Origin of the sequence: Acidovorax sp. Root402 (assembly GCF_001425125.1) — a bacterium.
In the GTDB taxonomy this organism is placed as follows: Bacteria; Pseudomonadota; Gammaproteobacteria; order Burkholderiales; family Burkholderiaceae_C; genus Acidovorax; species Acidovorax delafieldii.
Window position 1 is genome coordinate 60422 of the sequence record NZ_LMDQ01000015.1, and the last position, 19076, is coordinate 79497.

The following is a 19076-nucleotide window of genomic DNA, read 5'->3' on the forward strand; positions in this document are numbered from 1 at the left end:
GGCCCATGTTCATTCACCACGTGTTCATCACAGGTTGCAGCGACCGGGGAGCCTGGCCCTGGCGTCAGCCTGTCGCTTTGAACGCCTGATGGCACCTGGGCAGCAGCCCCAGCGTGCACCCGTGGCCTCCACCCGGATGCGGTGAGGCCGATTGAATGGACCGCAGCGCCCCTTTTCCATTGCACAGGGACACGCGCTGCGACAGCTGGGAGCCCTCCCCGTGATCACAGAACTTGAATTCAAAAGCCTGGCCAGCGAAGGCTATAACCGCATTCCGCTCATGGCCGAGGCTTTTGCGGACCTGGAAACTCCGCTCTCGCTCTATCTGAAGCTGGCGCACACCAAAGACGGCGGCAAGCACAGCTTCCTGCTCGAATCCGTGGTGGGCGGCGAGCGCTTCGGGCGCTACAGCTTCATTGGCCTGCCCGCCCGCACCCTGCTGCGCGCCAGCGGCTTTGGCGACCAGGCCAAGACCGAGGTGGTGACCGACGGTCAGGTGGTCGAGACCGCGCAAGGCAACCCGCTCGATTTCATCGAGGCCTACCAAAAGCGTTTCAAAGTGGCTTTGCGCCCCGGCCTGCCGCGCTTCTGCGGTGGCTTGGCCGGTTACTTCGGCTACGACGCGGTGCGCTACATCGAAAAGAAGCTGGAGACCACCTGCCCACCCGATACCCTGGGCTGCCCCGACATCCTGCTGCTGCAGTGCGAGGAGCTGGCCGTCATCGACAACCTCTCGGGCAAGCTGTACCTCATTGTCTACGCCGACCCGGCCCAGCCGGAGGCGTACGCCAAGGCCAAGAAGCGCCTGCGCGAGCTGAAAGAGCAGCTCAAGTATTCGGTGAGCGCCCCCGTGGTCAAGGCCACCGAAAGCCACCCCGCCCAGCGCGACTTTGCCAAGGCTGACTACTTGGCCGCCGTGGAGCGCGCCAAGGAGCTGATTGCCGCAGGCGACTTCATGCAGGTGCAGGTGGGCCAGCGCATCCACAAGCGCTACACCGAGTCGCCCCTGTCGCTGTACCGTGCGCTGCGTTCGCTGAACCCGTCGCCGTACATGTACTTCTACGACTTTGGCGACTTCCATGTGGTGGGCGCCAGCCCCGAGATCCTGGTGCGCCAGGAGAAGACCGACGAAGGCACCAAGGTCACCATCCGCCCCCTGGCGGGCACCCGCCCGCGTGGCGCCACGCCCGAGAAGGACAAGGCCACCGAGGTCGAACTCATCAACGACCCCAAGGAACGTGCCGAGCACGTGATGCTGATCGACCTGGCGCGCAACGATATCGGCCGCATCGCCAAAACCGGCACCGTGAAGGTGACCGAGGCCTTTGCAGTTGAGCGCTACAGCCATGTGATGCACATCGTGAGCAACGTGGAAGGCATCCTGCACGACGGCATGACCAGCATGGATGTGCTCAAGGCGACCTTCCCGGCCGGCACACTCACCGGCGCGCCCAAGGTGCACGCCATGGAACTCATCGACCAGCTCGAACCCACCAAGCGCGGCCTGTACGGCGGCGCCTGCGGCTACCTGAGCTACGCGGGCGACATGGACGTGGCGATTGCGATCCGCACTGGCATCATCAAGAACGGAACGCTCTACGTGCAGGCGGCTGCCGGTGTGGTGGCTGACTCGGTGCCCGAGCTGGAATGGAAAGAAACCGAACACAAGGCCCGTGCGCTGCTGCGCGCCGCCGAACTGGTCGAGGAGGGGCTGGAATGACCCTCGCTATCACCCGAGTCAAACCCTGCACCACCATGCAGGACGTGCGCCGCGAAGTGAACGCGCTGGACGACGTCCTGGTGCCCTTGCTGGTAGAGCGCGTGGGCTACATGACCCAGGCCGCCCGCATCAAGCAAGGTGTGGAACAGGTGCGCGATGAAGCGCGCATTGAGGCCATCGTGGCCCGCGTGCGCGAGCGCGCCCAGGCCGAAGGCGGTGACGCCGACGTGATGGAAGCCATCTACCGCAGCCTCATGGAAGCCTGCATTGCCTATGAACACCGCGAGTTCGCCCGTCTGCGCGAGCCCGCCCTTGCCGGGAGCGCCGCATGAAACTCTTGATGGTCGACAACTACGACAGCTTCACTTACAACATCGTCCAGTACTTTGGTGAACTGGGCGCCGAGGTCGAGGTGTTCCGCAACGACGAGATCACCGTGGCCGAGATCGAGGCGCGCCTCAACGCGGGCCAGCTCGATCGCCTCGTCATCTCGCCCGGCCCTTGCTCGCCCGCAGAGGCGGGTATCTCGGTAGCAGCGATCAAGCACTTTGCCGGCAAGCTGCCCATCCTGGGCGTGTGCCTGGGCCACCAGAGCATTGGCGCGGCCTTCGGCGGCAACATCATCCGCGCGCAGGAGCTGATGCACGGCAAGACCAGCGTCATCACCACCACGCAAAAGGGCGTGTTTGCCGGGCTACCCGAGCAGTTCACCGTCAACCGCTACCACTCGCTGGCCATCGAGCGCGCCACCTGCCCCGATGTGCTGGAGGTGACGGCCTGGACGGAGGACGGCGAGATCATGGGCGTACGCCACAAGACGCTGGCGATCGAAGGCGTGCAGTTTCACCCCGAAAGCATCCTCACCGAACACGGCCACGCCATGCTCAAGAACTTTCTGGAGCAGCGCGCATGAGCTTCATCGACGCCCACGAGCTGGTGATGTTCATTGCCGCAGGCTGGCTGCTCAACCTCACGCCAGGCCCCGATGTGCTTTACATCGTGACCAACGCGCTCAAGACCGGCACCCGCGCGGGCATCGTGGCGGGGCTGGGCATCACCGCCGGGTGTTTTGTGCACATCTTTGCGGCCGCCGTGGGCGTGGGCGCGCTGCTGGCCACCTCGGCCACGGCGTTCACGGTGCTCAAGTGGATCGGCGCGGCCTACCTGATGTGGATGGGCGTGCGCATGCTGTTGTCCAAGCCCGGTGCTGATGGTGGTAACAGCGCAGCGCTGGCAGCTGCGCAGGCGGCCCCTGCGCCGCACACGCCGCTTCGCAAGGTGTTCCTGGGGGGCTTCTGGACCAATGTGCTCAACCCCAAGGTCGCCATCTTCTTCCTGGCCTTTGTGCCGCAGTTCATCGCGCCGGGCACCGACAACAAGGCGCTGGCCTTTGTGCTGCTGGGCGTGCTGTTCAACGTGAACGCCATCCCCGTCAATGTGGGCTGGGCGCTGGCGGCATCATGGATGGCGCGACGCGCCACGGTGATCCAGCGCGGCATGCACTGGCTGGACCGCGTGGCGGGCGCCATGTTCATCGGCTTCGGACTCAAGCTGGCCTTTACAGATCAACCGGCGGCCTGACCGCCACCCCAGGAGACACCGTCATGCCCATCACCCCCCAGGAAGCGCTGCAGCGCACCATCGAGCACCGCGAAATCTTTCACGACGAGATGCTGCACCTGATGCGCCTCATCATGAATGGCGAGCTGTCGCCCGTCATGACCGCAGCCATCATCACCGGCCTGCGCGTGAAGAAGGAAACCATTGGCGAGATCACCGCCGCCGCGCAGGTGATGCGCGAGTTCAGCACCAAGGTCCACGTCAAGGACGCGACCCACATGGTGGACATCGTGGGCACGGGCGGCGACGGTGCCAACACCTTCAACATCTCCACCTGCTCGATGTTCGTGGCCGCCGCAGCGGGCGCCAAGGTCAGCAAACATGGCGGGCGCGGCGTATCCAGCAAAAGCGGCAGCGCCGATGTGATGGAGGCCCTGGGCATCCACATCAACCTCAAACCCGAGCAGATCGCCCAGTGCATCGCTGAAGTCGGCATCGGCTTCATGTTCGCGCCCAACCACCACCCCGCCATGAAGAACGTGGCCCCGGTGCGCAAGGAACTGGGCGTGCGCACCATCTTCAACATCCTGGGCCCGCTGACCAACCCGGCCGGTGCGCCCAACATCCTGATGGGCGTGTTCCACCCCGACCTCGTCGGCATCCAGGTGCGCGCGCTGCAGCGCCTGGGCGCCGAGCACGCGCTGGTGGTGTACGGCCGTGATGGCATGGATGAAGTCAGCCTGGGCGCTGCCACTTTGGTGGGTGAGTTGAAAAACGGCCAGATCACCGAGTACGAAATCCACCCTGAGGACTTTGGCCTGCCGATGGCGAGCAATCGCGCGCTCAAGGTTGAGACGCCCGAGCAGTCGCGGGAGATGCTGATCGGCGTGCTCAAGGGCGAGCCTGGCGCCGCGCAAGACATCGTGTGTCTGAACGCAGGCGTGGCACTGTATGCCGCCAATGTGGTCGATTCGGTGCCCGCAGGCTTGGCCAAGGCCCGGGCCGTGATTGCGTCGGGCGCCGCGCTGGCCAAGCTGGAGCAGGTGGTCACGCGCACGCACGCGCTGGCCACGGCGGCCTGACACGGCCATGTGGCGCGACCCTGGCACCTGGATTGCACTGGGCATCTCTGCCCTTTTCATCGTGGCCGGGTTCGTGATGCACCGCGTGTTCACCAAAATTCTGAAACAGGGCTCCCCTGAGCCCGACGACACCGAAACCGACAACCCAAAGGCCGCGCACCATGAGCAGTGACATCCTCAACAAAATCGTCGCCGTCAAGCACGAAGAAGTAGCGGCAGCCAAAAAGCGCCTGTCCTTTGAAGCCATGCGCGCCGACGCCGAGAGCCGTGTGCTCACCCGCGACTTTGAAGGCGCGCTGCGCGCCAAGATCGCCAAGGGCCAGGCGGCGGTGATTGCCGAGATCAAGAAGGCCAGCCCCAGCAAGGGGGTGCTGCGCGCCGACTTCGAGCCCGCTGACATTGCCCAGAGCTACATGGAAGGCGATGGCAAGGTGAGCGCGGCCTGCCTGTCGGTACTGACCGACCGGCAGTTCTTTCAGGGCCAGCCCGACTACCTGAAACAAGCCCGCGCCAGCACGTTGCTTCCTGTGCTGCGCAAGGATTTCATGGTGGATGCGTACCAGATCTACGAATCGCGCGCCATGGGCGCCGACGCCATCCTGCTGATTGCGGCCAGCCTGGACGACGCCCAGATGGCCGACTTCGAGGCCATTGCCCGCAGCCTGGACATGGCGGTGCTGGTGGAGGTGCATGACCGGCCCGAACTGGAGCGGGCTCTAAAGCTCAAGACTCCGCTGGTCGGCATCAACAACCGCAACTTGCGCACATTCGAGGTCACGCTGGACACCACGCTCTCCATGCTCAAGGACGTGCCTGCAGACCGGCTTCTCGTCACCGAGTCGGGCATCTTGAAGCCAGCCGATGTGAAGGCCATGCGCGACGCTGGTGTGCACGCCTTCTTGGTGGGTGAAGCCTTCATGCGGGCGGACGATCCGGGCCTGGCCCTGGCCAAGCTCTTTGGGTGAGAGAGGGTGAAAACTCCTGATTTGATAGCTGCTTGCGCTTGATGGTAAAGCGCTACAGCCTATTTTGACCATGAATTCAACTCCCCAGACCCCGGCCCAACTCCAAAGCGCCAACCCCGCCGACTGGCCCGTGGCGCCCGGCTGGCAGCCGTTGGCGGACGCCTTTTTTGCTGGCGCACGCGGGCAGGCGTTGCTCGCGTTCTTGCAGGCGCGGCTGCAGGCGGGTGCGGCGATCTTTCCGCCCCAGCCGCTGCGGGCGCTGGAGCTGACGCCGCCTGAGGACGTGCGCGTGGTCATCCTGGGGCAGGACCCGTACCACGGCCGGGGCCAGGCCGAGGGGTTGGCGTTTTCGGTGGCGCCGGGCGTGCGCCTGCCGCCCTCGCTGCAGAATATCTTCAAGGAAATGCAGCGCGACCTGGGGGTGGCCTTCCCCCCGTTCCCGAACCCCGGCGGCAGCCTGGTCAAGTGGGCGAAGAACGGTGTGCTGCTGCTCAACACCTGCCTCACGGTGGAAGAGGGCCAGGCCGCCAGCCATGCAGGCAAGGGCTGGGAGGAACTGACCGACACCGTCATCCGCCATGTGGCTGAAGGCCCGCGCCCGGTGGTGTTCATGCTCTGGGGCTCGCACGCCCAGTCCAAGCGCGCGTGGATTCCCGCAGACCGCGGGCACCTGGTGCTCACGTCCAACCACCCCTCGCCCCTGTCGGCACTGCGCCCGCCTGTCCCTTTTATTGGCAACGGGCACTTTGGCAAGGCGCGGGATTTTCGCGCGCTGCACGGTTACTGAGCAGGGTTTGCAGCACCGCCTTCGCGTCACGCGCGGCGGGGTGCCGGTGGATGCCACAGTGCCGGGGGGGGGCGATTCGCCTGGGGCTGCCGGGTGATGACCAGCACGCCGGATAACCGACGCCAAGGGCTACCACTGCTGCGGTAGCCGTTCCTTGAGCAGCTCCAGAAACGCCTGCGCCGCCACTGGCAGGCTGCGCCCGGCCAGGGTCTGGATCTCGATGTCGCGCAGGTCCATGCCAGGGTCGCTGATGGGCAGGGCCACGATGGCGCCTTCGGCCACCAGGTGGCGCACGGCAATCTCGCTGGCCACGGACAGGCCGCCGCCCAGCTGTACAAAGTTGACCACCGTCTTGGCGTGGTTGCTGATGAGCACGGCGTCGAGCTGCAAGCCCTGGCGGCTGCAGACGATGTCGATCATCTGGCGCACCGTGGTCTCGGGCGGGGGTAGCGCCAAGGGGTATTCGGCCATCTGCGCCAGGGTCACACTGCCCGCGCTGGCCAGCGTGTGGCCAGGCGGCAGCAGGGCCAGCACCGGGGCGCTCTGGCGGTAGGCCACGTCGATGTCCTTGTGCGGCGCGCGGCTGAAGCACAGGCCGATGTCGGCCGTGCCGCTGCGCACGGCGTCGGGCACCTGGGCCGTGGGCAGGGCGATCACGCTGAACTGCACCCCGGCATAGGTGCGCTGGAACTCCACGCACAGGCGCGGCACCAGCTCGTTGGCAAATGCGTCGGAGGTGGCCAGGCGCACCTGCCCCGCGCGCAGGCCCTGCAGCGCGCCGATCTCGCCCAGTGCGCGCTCGGCGTCCAGCACCGTGCGGCGGGCGTGCACGGCCAGGATCTCGCCTGCCGCTGTCAGCACCATGCCGCGCGGGTGGCGCTCAAAGAGGGGCGTGCCCAGCTGGGCCTCCAGCCCCGCGATCTGGCGGCTCAGCGCCGAGGCGGCCACATGCAGCCGGGCCGATGCTTCGGTGAGCGATCCACTCTGCGCCACGGCCAGAAAGTAGCGCAGGGTGGTGTCTTGCAGCAGGTGGGGGCGCATGGGTGACCGAACCGGGAGTGAGGCTGGCAGTATGCGCCGGTTTGCCGTGGCAGCAAAGCAGCTTGCTGAAATGCTGGTAGTCAATCAAGGCGCGGCTTCCTAAGATGGTCCCATCCTCTGTTGTGTCCGATTTCTTTGCGGGAGTGCTCTGTATGCGTCTACTTTCCTGGGGCCGTGGTGTCTGGGGCCTGGCCGGCCTGCTGGTGCTGGCATCTGCCGCGCAGGCACAAGCCAATTGGCCGGATCGCCCCGTGCGGGTGATCGTGCCCTTCCCAGCCAGCGGCGCGACCGACCTGGTGGCCCGCGTGGTCACCCAGCGCGTCGCGGCCGACCTGGGGCAGCAGCTGGTGGTGGACAACAAGCCCGGCGCGGGCGGCACCCTGGGCACGGCCGAGGCGGCCAAGGCCGCACCCGATGGCTACACCCTGCTGCTGACCACGAGCAGCACCCACGCGATCTCGCCCCACCTCATGCCCAAGCTGGCTTATGACCCGCGCAAGGACTTCACGCCGGTGGCCCATGTGGCCGACGCACCCAGCGTGCTGCTGGTCACCAACAGCCTGCCGGTCAAGACCGTGGGCGAACTGATTGCCTACGCCAAGGCCCACCCCGGCAAGCTCAACTACGCCACCAGCGGCAACGGCACCATCGTGCACCTGAACACGGCCGCCTTCAGCGCCCAGGCGGGTGCGGAGATGACGCACATCCCCTACAAGGGCACGGCCCTGGCCATCCCTGACCTGATTGCTGGGCAGACGCATGTGCTGTTCGATTCCCTGCCCACCGGCATGCCGCACGCCAAGGCCGGCCGCCTGCGCGCACTGGCCGTGACCAGCGAAAAGCGCAGCACCCTGGCGCCCGAGCTGCCCACGCTGGCCGAATCTGGCCTGCCCGGCTATTCGTCGGTGACCTGGTTTGGCGTGTACCTGCCCGCCGGGGCTCCCCCCGCCTTGGTGGACCGCGTGCACAAGGCTTTTGCCAAGGCCGTGCAGGCGCCCGAGGTGGCCGAGAGCCTGGCCAAGCTGGGCGTGGAGCCCGCCGCGCCGCGCACACCCGCGCAGTTTGGTGCCATGGTGCAGGCGGACAGCAACCGCTGGGCGACGGTGATTCGCCAACACAAGATCACGGTGGAGTAACCCCCTGAGTCGCCTTCGGCGCCTTCCCCCTTGAAGGGGGGCGACGCTCTCTGTGCGGGGCGGCCCTTCCTGGGCGTCCCTCGCTTGAGGCCGCGCCAGTTTTCGCCTGCGAGCCGCCTCGCAAGGTATGGAGTCAGAACGCTATGAATACCCAATCCCTCGACTGGTCACTTCCCTACAGCTCCCACCGCAGCGCGGTGATGGGCCGCAATGTGGTCTCCACCTCGCAGCCGCTGGCGGCGCAGGCGGGCCTGCGCATGCTGCTGGCGGGCGGCAACGCGGTGGATGCCGCCATTGCCGCCGCCATGGCCCTCACGGTGGTGGAGCCCACGGGCTGCGGCCTGGGCAGCGACGGGTTTGCCATCGTGTGGGATGGCAAGGAGTTGCACGGTTTGAATGCTTCGGGCCGCTCGCCTGCTGCGTGGACGCCGGAGTACTTCGAGAAGCTGGGGGGCATCCCTGAAACCGGCTGGAACGCCGTCACCGTGCCAGGCGCCGTGTCGGCCTGGGTGGCGCTCTCCAAGCGTCTGGGCAAGCTGCCGTTTGCGCAGCTGGCGCAGCCCGCCATCGACTACGCGCGCAACGGGTTTCCGGTGTCGCCCACCATCGCCCGCCTCTGGGCGCTGGGCGCGGCCAAGCTGGGCACGCAGCCCGGGTTTGCCGAGTGCTTCATGCCGAACGGCAGGGTGCCGCTGGCGGGTGAAATCTTCCGCAGCGAAGCCCATGCCCGCACGCTGGAGCTGATCGCCGAAACCGAAGGCGAAGCCTTTTACCGGGGCGTGATCGCCGAGCGCATCGTGGCCCATGCGCAGGCGAATGGCGGCGCCATGGCGCTGGCCGACCTGGCCGCGCACCAGGCCGACTGGGTTGGCACCATTCAGCAGCGCTTTGGTGATTCCGTGGTTCATGAAATCCCGCCCAATGGCCAAGGCATTGCCGCACTGATGGCGCTGGGCATGCTCGACGCGCATGGCATCGGCGCTCACCCGGTGGACGATGTGGAGACCGTGCACGCCAGCATCGAGGCCATGAAGCTCGCTTTTGCCGACCTGCACCAGTACAACGCCGACATCGACGCCATGCACGTCAAGCCCGATGCGCTGCTGAACCCCGACTACCTGCGCGGCCGCGCCACACTGATCGACACCACGCGCGCTGGCGACCCTGGCTACGGCGCTCCGCGCCCCGGCGGCACGGTGTACCTGGCGGCGGCCGACGCGTCCGGCATGATGGTCTCGTTCATCCAGTCCAACTACATGGGCTTTGGCTCGGGCGTAGTGGTGCCGGGCACGGGCATCAGCCTGCAGAACCGCGGCCACGGCTTCAACCTGATCCCGGGCCACGCCAACCAGGTGGCGCCGCGCAAGCGCCCCTCGCACACCATCATCCCGGCCTTTGCCACGCATGCCGACGGCACGCCCCAAATGGCGTTTGGCGTGATGGGCGGGCCGATGCAGAGCCAGGGCCACACCCAGATGGCACTGCGCGTGCTGCGCTACGGCCAGAACCCGCAGGCGGCGGCTGATGCGCCCCGCTGGCGCGTGACGGGCGGCAAGGGTGTGGCCGTGGAGCCAGGCTTTGACCCTGCCGTGGTCGCCGCGCTGCGCGCGCGCGGGCACGAAGTGACGGTGGAAGAGGGCAACGGCGTGTTCGCCTTTGGCGGCGCCCAGCTGGTGCTGAAGAACGGCAACAGCTACATCGCAGGCTCCGACCCGCGCAAGGACGGGCACGCGGTAGCGTTCTGACGGCCTTGCGCGCAGCGCACTGAGGCGGCTCAGCGCGTTGTGCAGGCCGGAAACCGCTTGGCGATCTCTTGCGCTGGCATCGTCTCCGCAAGGTCGAGGTTGCGCACCAGCGGGATGTATTCCCCTGTGTCGGTGAATCGCAAGAGGGTGGTCACGACGCGGCTGCCGGAGCCGCCTTGTTGACAGCCCGACAGTTCCAGCCCCAGGCCCAGCTGGCGGGAACCATCGTCCGTGCCTTTCCAGCCCATGGCCCGCTCTCGCAGAGCCTGCAGGCGCGGCAGGGCGGCTGGGTCGATCCGCCAGACCTGCACATGGGTCCGGGACGTTTCATATTCCGCGAGCACGCTGCGATCGGCCGTGCTGCGTAGCTCCTGAAGGGGCAATTTTTCTTCCAGGCGCTCGGTGGCGATGGCTCCCCCGGGCTTGCGCAGCGTGCGCGAAACGCTCACCGTGAGCTCCAGTGCGTTGCCTTGAAGCTGCAGGCCCGGGCTGTGTACCACGGCGGCGCGCAGCGCGGCGGGGTCCAGCGTCTCCAGCTGGAGCTGCCGCAGCTTCCACAGTGATGACACCGGCACACTGCCACAGGCCGACAGCAGCACCAGGGCCAAAAAACACGAGAAAGCACGGAGAAAAGCCAAAGGGCGCAGGGGCGTTAGGAAAAAAAGCATGGTAGTAAATTTCTGTTTGACGGTATATTATTATTGTTTTACAGAAAAATACACCAACCATGACGCAACATTTACCCCCATCGGTATCTTCTGTTCACAGCCCCTCGTTTCGCCGCCTGGCCTGGGGCCTTCTCGCGGCCAGCTGGGCGTGTGCCCTGGTATCGCTGGTGTTGTCGATGGCGCGCTGGGCGGCCATCGGGCATGAAACGGGTTGGGGTGGCTGGATGCCGCTTTCGGTGGTGCCCTCGCAGGCCTTGTTGGTCGGCCTCACACCGCCGCCCTCCATGGAGACCCATTGGCGCTGGGTGGGCGTGGCGCTGGAGTGCATTCCCGCTGCGGCCATGCTGTATGCGGTGCTGTGCGTGCATCGCATCTGCCGGTCCTTTCTGGCCGGGGCCGTGTTCGGGCCGGCGGTGGTGCACGGGTTCCGTGGCGTGGGCTGGGGCTTTTTGGCGATGTTCGTGACTTCACTCGTCTACCAGGCGGGGGTGACGGCGCTGCTGTCCTGGCTGGCTTCCGGCCAGCAGAACGGCCTGGTGGCGCTGGGCGTGGGGCCGTTTGAAATGAGCGTATTGGTCGTGGGACTGATGATGTTGCTCCTGGGGCACGTGCTGGCCGAGGGCCACCGCCTGCAAGCCGAAGCGGATGCGTTTGTTTAGCAACTCGCCAGCGAAGGAATTCCCATGGCGATTGTCGTGACCCTGGATGAAATGCTCGCGCGCCGCAAGGTCAAGTCGCGCGATCTGGCGGCCCATGTGGGCATCACCGAGGCCAACCTGTCCCTGCTCAAGAGCGGAAAGGTCAAGGGCGTGCGTTTCGAGACCCTGTCCGCCATCTGCAGTTATCTGCAGTGCCAGCCGGCAGACCTGCTGGCCTGGGTGCCCGATGCGGACACGAAGGATAGCGAGGCGCCTTCGCGTGGCGGGGCTGGTGGCTTGGCCCAGGGCGACTAGGGCAGTGCGAGGCACGCGCGGCTCCGGCCCGCGACTGGCCTGGGCAGTAGGTGGGGCGCTGTTGCTGCATGGATTGGTTCTGGCGATGCTGAGCAGAAGCGATGGTGCTCTGCGAACTTCGCCCGAGCGCAGCGATGCACCTGCCATGGTATGGGTGACGCTGGTGCCGCTGCCCGCGTCTACGGCACCCAGCGAGCCGTTGCCAGCTGCCGTTCCCCAGCCTGCCGCTCCAACCCGGAGCGCCACACCCGTTGCCAGCGGGCAGGGCCCAAAGCAGGCCGTTACCCGCAGCGGGCGGCCGATCGCTGTGGAGCCTGCTGCGCCTGATGGCAGCGTGGAGGGCTTGACTGCCGCCCTGCCGGTTGCGCCCGCGCCGCAGGCGCCGGCATCCGGGCCGGGTGATGCCCCACGGGCTGCTCCCAGCATGGACGATGTGGCATGGGCGCTCCAGCGCGAGCGGGCCTGGCAGCGCCGGCAAGGCGCACAGCAACCACAGCCGCCGCATCAGCGCTGGGAAGTCGCTCCAGCGGGTGCCTTGGGATCTGGCATTGCCGAGCGCGACCTGCGCGGCGCAGAGGGCCGGCGCACGGTTCAGGCTGCGGGCCCTTGGGGCACCTACTGTGTGGAGTTGCCTTCGGCCAACCAGCCTCCGTCCATGGGGGCTGCGCCCCGCGTTGCGCCAACCAGCACCTGCCGCTGAATGCTGGGGCGGCGATGGGCAGTGCCGTCAGCGCGTTTCCCGCACGGTCAGCCAGGTGCTGGCCGCGCCGCTGAGCACGATCGCGGCGATCCCGGCCATCGACCAGCCATCGGGCACATGGCGGTACACCAGCCAGCCCGCCAGCATGGCAAACCCGATCTGCGAATACAGGAACGGCGCAATCGTCACCGGCGTGGTGCGCGCATAGGCATGGAGCAGCAGCATGTGGCCCACCGCGCTCGACAGGCCCATGGTGAACATGCCCGCCCATAGCCACGGGTCGCTCACCGGCTGCCAGAAGAACGGCACGCCCAGCGACACCAGCGCGGTGGCGATCCAGCTGGTGTAGAGCTGCGTGGTGGCGGGGCTCTCGTGCCCGGCCATCTTGCTGCTCAACACCTGGTAGCCCGTGCCCGCAGCCAGCATGCACAGCGGCCACAGCAGCGCCCAGGTGAAGGCCTCGCCACCGGGCCGGATGATGGCCAGCGTACCCGCCAGGCCGGTGACCACCAGCAGCCAGCGCACCGCGCTCACGGGCTGGTGCAGCCACAGGGCCGCCACCACCGTCACACACAGCGGCACCGTGGCCACGATGGCCGTGAACTCCGCCAGTGGCAGGGCCGTGAGGCTGATGAAGCCGAACAGGCTGGTCATGGCGAACAGCGCACCGCGCAAGGCCTGGAAGCGGGGCTGTGTGGTGCGCAGGGCAGGGCGCCCCGCCCGTTGCAGCACGAAGGCCGTGGTCAGCAGCGACTGGAACACATAGCGCATCCACAGCGCCATGACGATGGGTACGCCCACGCTGACCAGCTTGCTCGCGGTGTCCAGCAGCGCAAAGAACGCGCAGGCCGTGACGGCCAGCGCGATGCCTGCCAGCGCCGCACGCCGGCGGGCTGCAGGGCTGGTCGACGACGCAGGGCCGGGGGGACTCACGGCGTGCCGCGCGCACGCTCCAGCAGCATGGCGTCGCCATAACTGAAGAAGCGGTACTGATGCGCAATGGCGTGCCGGTACAGGCCCATGATGTGGGCGTAGCCCGCAAACGCGCTCACCAACATCATCAGCGTGCTCTTGGGCAGGTGGAAGTTGGTGACCAGCACATCCACCACCTGGAATGCAAAGCCCGGTGTGATGAAGATGTTGGTGTCGCCAGAGGCCTGTCCCGTCTTCGCCCAGGATTCGAGTGTGCGCACGGTGGTGGTGCCCACGGCCACCACGCGGCCGCCGCGCTGGCGGCAGCGCTCCAGCGCGGCCAGCGTGGCCAGCGGAATCTCGTACCACTCGCTGTGCATCTGGTGCTCGGCCAGGTTCTCGGTCTTGCAGGGCTGGAAGGTGCCTGCGCCCACGTGCAGCGTGACGCTGGCACGTTCGATGCCGCGTGCAGCCAGGTCGGCCAGCACGCCCTCGTCAAAATGCAGTGCGGCCGTGGGCGCTGCCACGGCGCCGGGGTTGCGGGCAAACACGGTCTGGTAGCGCTGGCTGTCCTCGGCCTCGTCGGGGTCGTGGTCGGTGTTTTGCTGGCGCTCGATGTAGGGCGGCAGCGGCAGGTGGCCGTGGCGGTCCATCAGCTCCCAGGGCGATTCGCCTGCGGGGCCGTGCAGCGCAAAGCGGAACAGCGGGCCGTCCTCGGTGGGCCAGCGGCCCAGCAACTGCGCGTCAAAGCCGCCCGCCTTGCGGCCACCGGCCATGTGCACCACGCTGCCGGGCAGGGGCTTCTTGCTGACCTTCATGTGGGCCACGACTTCGTTACCCGGGTTGCCAGCCTCGGCGGGCAACACGCGTTCGATCAGCAGCTCCAGCTTGCCGCCGCTGGCCTTCTCGCCAAAGATGCGCGCCTTGACCACGCGCGTGTCGTTGAATACGAGCAGGTCGCCCTCGCGCAGCAGGCCGGGCAGCTCGCGGAAGATGCGGTCCACCGGCTGCATGGCGCGGCCGTCGAGCAGGCGCGATGCGCTGCGTTCGGGCGCGGGGTGCTGGGCAATGAGTTCGGGGGGCAGCGAGAAGTCGAAGTCGCTGAGGGTGAACACGCGGGGTGTTGTGGGGGCGCTGGCTGCGCCGCTGGAGAGATCAGTCATCGTGCTTGAGGGCCGAACGGGCCCGTGCCAAGGTAAAAATTGCGGAAGGCGCGATTGTCACACGCGGGTGCGGGCGCTGCAGGCGCGGTGCTATGGCTGGGGGGTGAACGCCATCGGCGCGGGCACACTGCGCACCAGCCGCCGCACGTCATCCGCCTGTGCGAGCGTGGTGCCAGGGTGCAGCAGCGCGGCCGCTCCGGCCGCCACGCCCCAGCGCAGGGCCTCGGCCGGCGCATCGCCCCGGTCCAGCGCCCAGACCAGGGTCGCCAGAAAACAGTCGCCCGCGCCCGTGGTGCCGGAGGTGGCGGGTACGTTGAGGGCTGGCGCTTGCCACACGCCCTCGCGCGTGGCCAGCACGGCGCCTTGTTCGCCCACTGACAACGCCACGATGTCGGCAGCGCCGCTGCGCACCAGCGACTGGGCGGCAGTGCACCAGTCGGCCGCCTGTTCCAGGGGCTGTTGCAACAGGTCGCGCAGCTCGCGCAGGCTGGGCTTGACCAGCGCCACCCCGGCCTGCAATGCCGCCGCCAGCGGCGGCCCAGAGGTGTCGACGGCTACCCGCACGCCCCGGCCGGATGCGGCGCGCGCCAGCTGGGCGTAGAAGTCGTCCGGCGTGCCAGGCGGCAGGCTGCCGCTGGCAATCAGCCAGCGGGGTGGCGGTGTGTGGGTAGCCAGCGCATCCAGGCAGGCCTGCCACTCGCTGGCCTGCAGCGTGGGGCCGGGCAGCACAAAACGAAACTCCTGGCTTGTGGTGGTCTCGACCACCGAGAAGTTCTCGCGCGTGTCGCCCGCAATGCGCTGCAGCCGCGTGGGCACGCCCTCGCCGGCCAGCAACTGCTGCACCTGGGCGCCCGCCGCGCCGCCCGCCAGTGCCCACGCGCTCACGTCCGCGCCCAGGCGGTGCAGCACCCGCGCCACGTTGATGCCGCCGCCCCCCGCAAACCGCCACACCGGGCCGCAGCGCAGCTTGTGTGTGGGGACCACGTGGTCGGTGGTGGTCGCCAGGTCCAGGGCGGGGTTGAGTGTCAGGGTGATGATCAGTGCAGGCATGTGCTACCAGACCTTGTCGGAGAAGCCGGACCACAGCTCGTCCAGGTCGGGAAAGCGCCACTTCTCGGGGTCTTCGCGTGCCACGATCTTCTCGTTGCAGTCCGGGGCGGCCAGGTTCACCACCTCGGGCGGAATGCGCAGGTCGGACTTGGTCGAGAAAAACACCTTGACGATGGGGGTGGTCAGCGCGGTGGGCGATTGCTCAGTCACGATGCCGATGCGGCCCGAGGTCAGCCGCACCAGCGAGCCCACGGGGTAGATGCCGATGCTTTTGACAAACGCCTGGAAGATGCGTGCGTCAAAGTGGTCCCTGGTCCACTCGGCCATGCGGCGCAGCGACTCGGCCGGGTCCCAGCCGCGCTTGTAGGGCCGGTCGGAGGTGATGGCGTCGTACACGTCGCAGATGGCCGTCATGCGGGCGATCACGCTGATGCCTTCGCCCTGCAGCTTGTCAGGGTAGCCCGAGCCGTCCACCTTTTCATGGTGGTGCAGGCAGGCGTCCAGCACGGCGTCGGGCACGTTGCCGCCTTCCTTGAGCATGTGGTAGCCCTCCACCGGATGGCTGCGCACCACGGTGAACTCCTGGTCAGTGAGCTTGCCGGGCTTGTTGAGCACTGCCAGCGGGATGGCCGCCTTGCCCAGGTCGTGCAGCAGGCCTGCCATGCCAGCGAGCCGCTGCTGGTCGTCCTTGAGCTTGAGCTGCTTGGCCAGGGCCACCATGAGCGCGCACACCGCCACCGAATGCATGTAGGTGTAGTCGTCGGCCGTCTTCAGCCGCGCCAGGCTGATGAGTGCGCCGGGGTTGCGGGTGACGGAGTCGGAGATTTCTTCCACCAGGCTCTGTGCACTGGCCGAGTCCACTGCGCGGCCCATGCGGGCCTCGTTGAACATCGAGACCACCGCTTCCTTGGACTTGACGCAGATGGCGGCGGCCATCCTCAGTTCGCTGTGCATGTCCGCCGGTTGGCGGTCCCGCTTGGGGGGAGGAGGGGGTGAAGGCAGCGTCACCTTGATGGGGGGCAGGTCCTCCAGGCGGCTGAAGTCGGTCTCGATCTGCGCATCCACCTCTTCGCGCGACATCGACGCCGTGCCAGCGGCCACATCCAGGCCCTTGTCGGTGTCGATCCAGATTTCCTGAATGGCAGTGGCCTGGATGCGGGCGAGGTCCTTGGGGTCCTTGAGCAGGAACTTGGCCCGCCAGAAGGGGTGCTCCATCCACGAGCCGCAAAACTCGTGCAGGTACATGCCCAAGGTCAGGTGTTGGATTTGAATGCGCTTGAGCATGACGGGGCCCCGGACTCGAAAACACGCCGTGATCAGGCGTTAGCAATGGTAACCATGGTAGCCTTTTCAGGCTGCGATCTCCGCTCGTTTTCCCTAGCAAATTGCTCCCCATGCCCGCTGACGCCCCTGCTCCCGCCAAACCCACTGCGCGCTCCGCCGTCCCGGCCGCGCGTGGCCAGGGTGCGGCCTCGGTGGCGCAGAAGGCGTTGCAAAAACTGGGCCTGCGCCGCGATATCGACCTGGCCCTGCACCTGCCCTTGCGCTATGAAGATGAAACCCGCATCACCCCGCTGGCCAATGCGCGCGACGGGCAAACGGTGCAGATCGAGGCCACGGTCACTGCCAGCGAGGTGCAACTGCGCCCCCGCCGCCAGCTGCTGGTGCAGGTGGAGGATGACACCGGCAGCTGTGAGCTGCGCTTTTTCAGCTTCTACCCGTCGCACCAGAAGACCCTGGCCGTGGGCGCGCGCCTGCGCATTCGGGGCGAGGTCAAAGGCGGCTTCTGGGGGCGGCAGATGCTGCACCCGGCCTTCCGCGTGGCGGGTGGCGAGTTGCCCGCCGCTCTCACGCCCGTCTACCCCACCACCGCCGGACTGCCCCAGCCCTACCTGCGCCGGGCCGTCGTCAGTGCGCTGACGCGGGTGGATTTGTCCGACACCCTGCCACCCGGCACAGAGCCACCGATGGCCCGGGTTTATGGCCCCAATGGCCTGCAGCGCAGGTTCAGCTTGCGCGAGGCGCTCACTTTTTTGCATCACCCCACGCCCGATGTGGCGCTGTCCACGCTGGAGGACCAGAGCCACCCCGCCTGGCAGCGGTTGAAGGCGGAGGAGTTGCTGGCCCAGCAGCTGTCGCAGCAGCAGTCGCGGCGCGAACGCGACATGCTGCGCGCGCCGGTGCTGCGGCCCCGGCGCAGCACCGACGGCGCCTTGCCATTGCACGAACAGTTGATGGGCGTATTGCCGTTTGACCTGACGGCGGCCCAGCGCCGCGTGGGCGAAGAGATTGCGGCCGATCTGGCCCGCCAGGTGCCCATGCACCGTCTGCTGCAGGGCGACGTGGGTTCGGGCAAAACCGTGGTGTCGGCCCTGGCCGCCTGCCTGGCCATGGACGCGGGCTGGCAGTGCGCGCTGATGGCACCCACCGAAATCCTGGCCGAGCAGCACTTTGCCAAGATGATCGGCTGGCTCGAACCGCTGCTGGCCGCACACGGCCGCAAGGTGGCCTGGCTGGTGGGCGGGCAAAAGAAGAAGGACCGTACTGCCATGCTGGCGCTGGTGGCCAGCGGCGAGGCGGCGCTGGTGGTGGGCACGCACGCCGTGATCCAGGACCAGGTGCAGTTCAAGAACCTGGCGCTGGCCATCATCGACGAGCAACACCGCTTTGGCGTGGCCCAGCGGCTGGCCTTGCGGCAAAAGTTGGCTGCACACGGCATGGAGCCGCACATGCTCATGATGAGCGCCACGCCCATCCCGCGCACTTTGGCCATGAGCTACTACGCGGACCTGGATGTGTCGGTGATCGACGAGCTGCCGCCAGGCCGCACGCCCATCGTCACCAAGCTGATTGCCGACAGCCGCAAGGACGAAGTGATCGAGCGCATCGGCGCGCAAGTCGAGGCCGGGCGGCAGGTCTACTGGGTGTGCCCGCTGATTGAAGAAAGCGAGGCGCTGGACCTGAGCAATGCCACGGCCACCCATGCCGACCTGAGCGAGGCCTTGCCGGGCTGCATGGTCGGCCTGCTGCACTCGCGCATGCCCACCGCCGAAAAGAAGGCCGTGATGGCGCTCTTCACCAGCGGCCAGATGGGCGTGCTGGTCAGCACCACCGTGATTGAAGTGGGCGTGGACGTGCCCAACGCCTCGCTCATGGTCATCGAACATGCCGAGCGTTTTGGCCTGAGCCAGTTGCACCAGCTGCGCGGCCGGGTAGGGCGCGGCGCGGCGGCCTCGGCCTGCGTGCTGCTGTATGCCACCAACGACAGTGGCCGCGTCGGCGAAACCGCCAAGGAGCGCCTGCGTGCCATGGCCGAGACCAACGACGGCTTCGAGATCGCCCGGCGCGACCTGGAGATCCGAGGCCCCGGCGAGTTTCTGGGCGCCCGCCAGTCGGGCGATGCGCTGCTGCGGTTTGCCGACCTGGCGACCGATACCCATCTGCTGGAATGGGCGCGCGAGCTGGCCCCCCAGATGCTGGACCGCTACCCGGAATTGGCCGCCAAACACGTGGCGCGCTGGTTGGGTGGAAAATCGGACTATCTCAAGGCATGAGACGCTCAGAACGACACTGACGTGGCCCGCAGGAACACAC

19 protein-coding genes are annotated in these 19076 nt (G+C 67.3%); 13 read left to right on the top strand and 6 right to left on the bottom strand.

All coding sequences use genetic code 11. The features are described from left to right. Positions 1 to 220: 220 nt before the first annotated feature. From trpE to ASC83_RS17225, 8 genes are all read left to right on the top strand, one after another. Positions 221 to 1720: an anthranilate synthase component I gene (gene trpE, locus ASC83_RS17195; RefSeq protein WP_056065796.1), complete on the top strand. Its 1500-nt coding sequence runs from the start codon at positions 221 to 223 to the stop codon at positions 1718 to 1720. Beyond that, on the top strand, positions 1717 to 2052 hold the full coding sequence (locus tag ASC83_RS17200; protein WP_056065295.1) for a chorismate mutase: 336 nt from the start codon (positions 1717 to 1719) through the stop codon (positions 2050 to 2052). Before trpE ends, ASC83_RS17200 begins: the two co-directional genes overlap by 4 nt. After that, complete coding sequence (locus tag ASC83_RS17205; protein WP_056065297.1) at positions 2049 to 2633, top strand: aminodeoxychorismate/anthranilate synthase component II; 585 nt, start codon at positions 2049 to 2051, stop codon at positions 2631 to 2633. The genes ASC83_RS17200 and ASC83_RS17205 overlap by 4 nt, the downstream gene beginning before the upstream one ends. After that, positions 2630 to 3301: a LysE family translocator gene (locus ASC83_RS17210; RefSeq protein ID WP_056065299.1), complete on the top strand. Its 672-nt coding sequence runs from the start codon at positions 2630 to 2632 to the stop codon at positions 3299 to 3301. The genes ASC83_RS17205 and ASC83_RS17210 overlap by 4 nt, the downstream gene beginning before the upstream one ends. Before the next feature lie 23 nt (positions 3302 to 3324). Next, entirely contained in the window at positions 3325 to 4362 is a 1038-nt protein-coding gene (gene trpD, locus ASC83_RS17215) for an anthranilate phosphoribosyltransferase (RefSeq protein ID WP_055395612.1), read from the top strand. Positions 4363 to 4369: 7 nt separating this feature from the next. Continuing rightward, a complete protein-coding gene (locus ASC83_RS24175; RefSeq protein WP_174240343.1) occupies positions 4370 to 4534 on the top strand; it encodes a hypothetical protein in 165 nt (54 codons plus the stop codon). Then, the gene (gene trpC / locus ASC83_RS17220; RefSeq protein ID WP_056065300.1) at positions 4524 to 5327 is read left to right on the top strand and encodes an indole-3-glycerol phosphate synthase TrpC; all 804 of its coding nucleotides are present in this window, start codon (positions 4524 to 4526) and stop codon (positions 5325 to 5327) included. The genes ASC83_RS24175 and trpC overlap by 11 nt, the downstream gene beginning before the upstream one ends. 70 nt (positions 5328 to 5397) lie before the next feature. Beyond that, positions 5398 to 6114, top strand: a complete 717-nt coding sequence (locus ASC83_RS17225; protein WP_056065302.1) for a uracil-DNA glycosylase — start codon at positions 5398 to 5400, stop codon at positions 6112 to 6114. 129 nt (positions 6115 to 6243) lie between these two features. Here the strand turns inward: ASC83_RS17225 and ASC83_RS17230 are convergent, their stop codons facing one another. Further along, positions 6244 to 7155 carry a LysR substrate-binding domain-containing protein gene (locus tag ASC83_RS17230; protein ID WP_056065304.1) on the bottom strand — a complete coding sequence of 304 codons (912 nt, stop codon included), beginning with the start codon at positions 7153 to 7155 and terminating at the stop codon, positions 6244 to 6246. Positions 7156 to 7307: 152 nt separating this feature from the next. Between ASC83_RS17230 and ASC83_RS17235 the strand changes: the two genes are divergently transcribed. Both ASC83_RS17235 and ASC83_RS17240 read left to right on the top strand, forming a co-directional pair. Beyond that, positions 7308 to 8291, top strand: a complete 984-nt coding sequence (locus ASC83_RS17235) for a tripartite tricarboxylate transporter substrate binding protein (RefSeq protein ID WP_056065307.1) — start codon at positions 7308 to 7310, stop codon at positions 8289 to 8291. Between the two features lie 143 nt (positions 8292 to 8434). Then, entirely contained in the window at positions 8435 to 10036 is a 1602-nt protein-coding gene (locus tag ASC83_RS17240; RefSeq protein WP_056065309.1) for a gamma-glutamyltransferase family protein, read from the top strand. Positions 10037 to 10065: 29 nt separating this feature from the next. Here the strand turns inward: ASC83_RS17240 and ASC83_RS17245 are convergent, their stop codons facing one another. Then, a complete protein-coding gene (locus tag ASC83_RS17245) occupies positions 10066 to 10674 on the bottom strand; it encodes a hypothetical protein (RefSeq protein WP_235509406.1) in 609 nt (202 codons plus the stop codon). A gap of 89 nt (positions 10675 to 10763) precedes the next feature. Here ASC83_RS17245 and ASC83_RS17250 point away from each other — a divergent pair, with 89 nt between their 5' ends. Together ASC83_RS17250 and ASC83_RS17255 are read left to right on the top strand one after the other, a co-directional pair. Then, complete coding sequence (locus tag ASC83_RS17250; protein WP_082437325.1) at positions 10764 to 11363, top strand: DUF2975 domain-containing protein; 600 nt, start codon at positions 10764 to 10766, stop codon at positions 11361 to 11363. Between the two features lie 24 nt (positions 11364 to 11387). Continuing rightward, a complete protein-coding gene (locus ASC83_RS17255) occupies positions 11388 to 11657 on the top strand; it encodes a helix-turn-helix transcriptional regulator (protein WP_056065313.1) in 270 nt (89 codons plus the stop codon). Between the two features lie 727 nt (positions 11658 to 12384). Here ASC83_RS17255 and ASC83_RS17265 read toward each other — a convergent pair. From ASC83_RS17265 to ASC83_RS17280, 4 genes are all read right to left on the bottom strand, one after another. Further along, a complete protein-coding gene (locus tag ASC83_RS17265; protein WP_056065317.1) occupies positions 12385 to 13290 on the bottom strand; it encodes a DMT family transporter in 906 nt (301 codons plus the stop codon). Next, positions 13287 to 14432: a tRNA preQ1(34) S-adenosylmethionine ribosyltransferase-isomerase QueA gene (queA, locus tag ASC83_RS17270; protein ID WP_056065319.1), complete on the bottom strand. Its 1146-nt coding sequence runs from the start codon at positions 14430 to 14432 to the stop codon at positions 13287 to 13289. Before queA ends, ASC83_RS17265 begins: the two co-directional genes overlap by 4 nt. Positions 14433 to 14522: 90 nt before the next feature. Continuing rightward, positions 14523 to 15482: a 1-phosphofructokinase family hexose kinase gene (locus ASC83_RS17275; protein WP_056065321.1), complete on the bottom strand. Its 960-nt coding sequence runs from the start codon at positions 15480 to 15482 to the stop codon at positions 14523 to 14525. Between the two features lie 3 nt (positions 15483 to 15485). Further along, the gene (locus ASC83_RS17280; RefSeq protein ID WP_056065324.1) at positions 15486 to 16766 is read right to left on the bottom strand and encodes an HD-GYP domain-containing protein; all 1281 of its coding nucleotides are present in this window, start codon (positions 16764 to 16766) and stop codon (positions 15486 to 15488) included. Positions 16767 to 16876: 110 nt separating this feature from the next. Between ASC83_RS17280 and recG the strand changes: the two genes are divergently transcribed. After that, positions 16877 to 19036 carry an ATP-dependent DNA helicase RecG gene (gene recG, locus ASC83_RS17285; RefSeq protein ID WP_056065327.1) on the top strand — a complete coding sequence of 720 codons (2160 nt, stop codon included), beginning with the start codon at positions 16877 to 16879 and terminating at the stop codon, positions 19034 to 19036. The last annotated feature ends 40 nt before the right edge of the window (positions 19037 to 19076 follow it).

Bases quoted from the DNA above. Each gene is read 5' to 3' on its own strand.
- ASC83_RS17200 (WP_056065295.1), top strand. From the start codon at position 1,717: ATGACCCTCGCTATCACCCGAGTCAAACCCTGCACCACCATGCAGGAC.
- ASC83_RS17210 (WP_056065299.1), top strand. From the start codon at position 2,630: ATGAGCTTCATCGACGCCCACGAGCTGGTGATGTTCATTGCCGCAGGC.
- ASC83_RS17250 (WP_082437325.1), top strand. From the start codon at position 10,764: ATGACGCAACATTTACCCCCATCGGTATCTTCTGTTCACAGCCCCTCG.
- queA (WP_056065319.1), bottom strand. From the start codon at position 14,432: ATGACTGATCTCTCCAGCGGCGCAGCCAGCGCCCCCACAACACCCCGC.
- recG (WP_056065327.1), top strand. From the start codon at position 16,877: ATGCCCGCTGACGCCCCTGCTCCCGCCAAACCCACTGCGCGCTCCGCC.
- ASC83_RS17255 (WP_056065313.1), top strand. From the start codon at position 11,388: ATGGCGATTGTCGTGACCCTGGATGAAATGCTCGCGCGCCGCAAGGTC.
- ASC83_RS24175 (WP_174240343.1), top strand. From the start codon at position 4,370: ATGTGGCGCGACCCTGGCACCTGGATTGCACTGGGCATCTCTGCCCTT.
- ASC83_RS17230 (WP_056065304.1), bottom strand. From the start codon at position 7,155: ATGCGCCCCCACCTGCTGCAAGACACCACCCTGCGCTACTTTCTGGCC.
- trpC (WP_056065300.1), top strand. From the start codon at position 4,524: ATGAGCAGTGACATCCTCAACAAAATCGTCGCCGTCAAGCACGAAGAA.
- trpD (WP_055395612.1), top strand. From the start codon at position 3,325: ATGCCCATCACCCCCCAGGAAGCGCTGCAGCGCACCATCGAGCACCGC.
- ASC83_RS17280 (WP_056065324.1), bottom strand. From the start codon at position 16,766: ATGCTCAAGCGCATTCAAATCCAACACCTGACCTTGGGCATGTACCTG.
- ASC83_RS17275 (WP_056065321.1), bottom strand. From the start codon at position 15,482: ATGCCTGCACTGATCATCACCCTGACACTCAACCCCGCCCTGGACCTG.
- ASC83_RS17240 (WP_056065309.1), top strand. From the start codon at position 8,435: ATGAATACCCAATCCCTCGACTGGTCACTTCCCTACAGCTCCCACCGC.
- ASC83_RS17235 (WP_056065307.1), top strand. From the start codon at position 7,308: ATGCGTCTACTTTCCTGGGGCCGTGGTGTCTGGGGCCTGGCCGGCCTG.
- ASC83_RS17205 (WP_056065297.1), top strand. From the start codon at position 2,049: ATGAAACTCTTGATGGTCGACAACTACGACAGCTTCACTTACAACATC.
- ASC83_RS17225 (WP_056065302.1), top strand. From the start codon at position 5,398: ATGAATTCAACTCCCCAGACCCCGGCCCAACTCCAAAGCGCCAACCCC.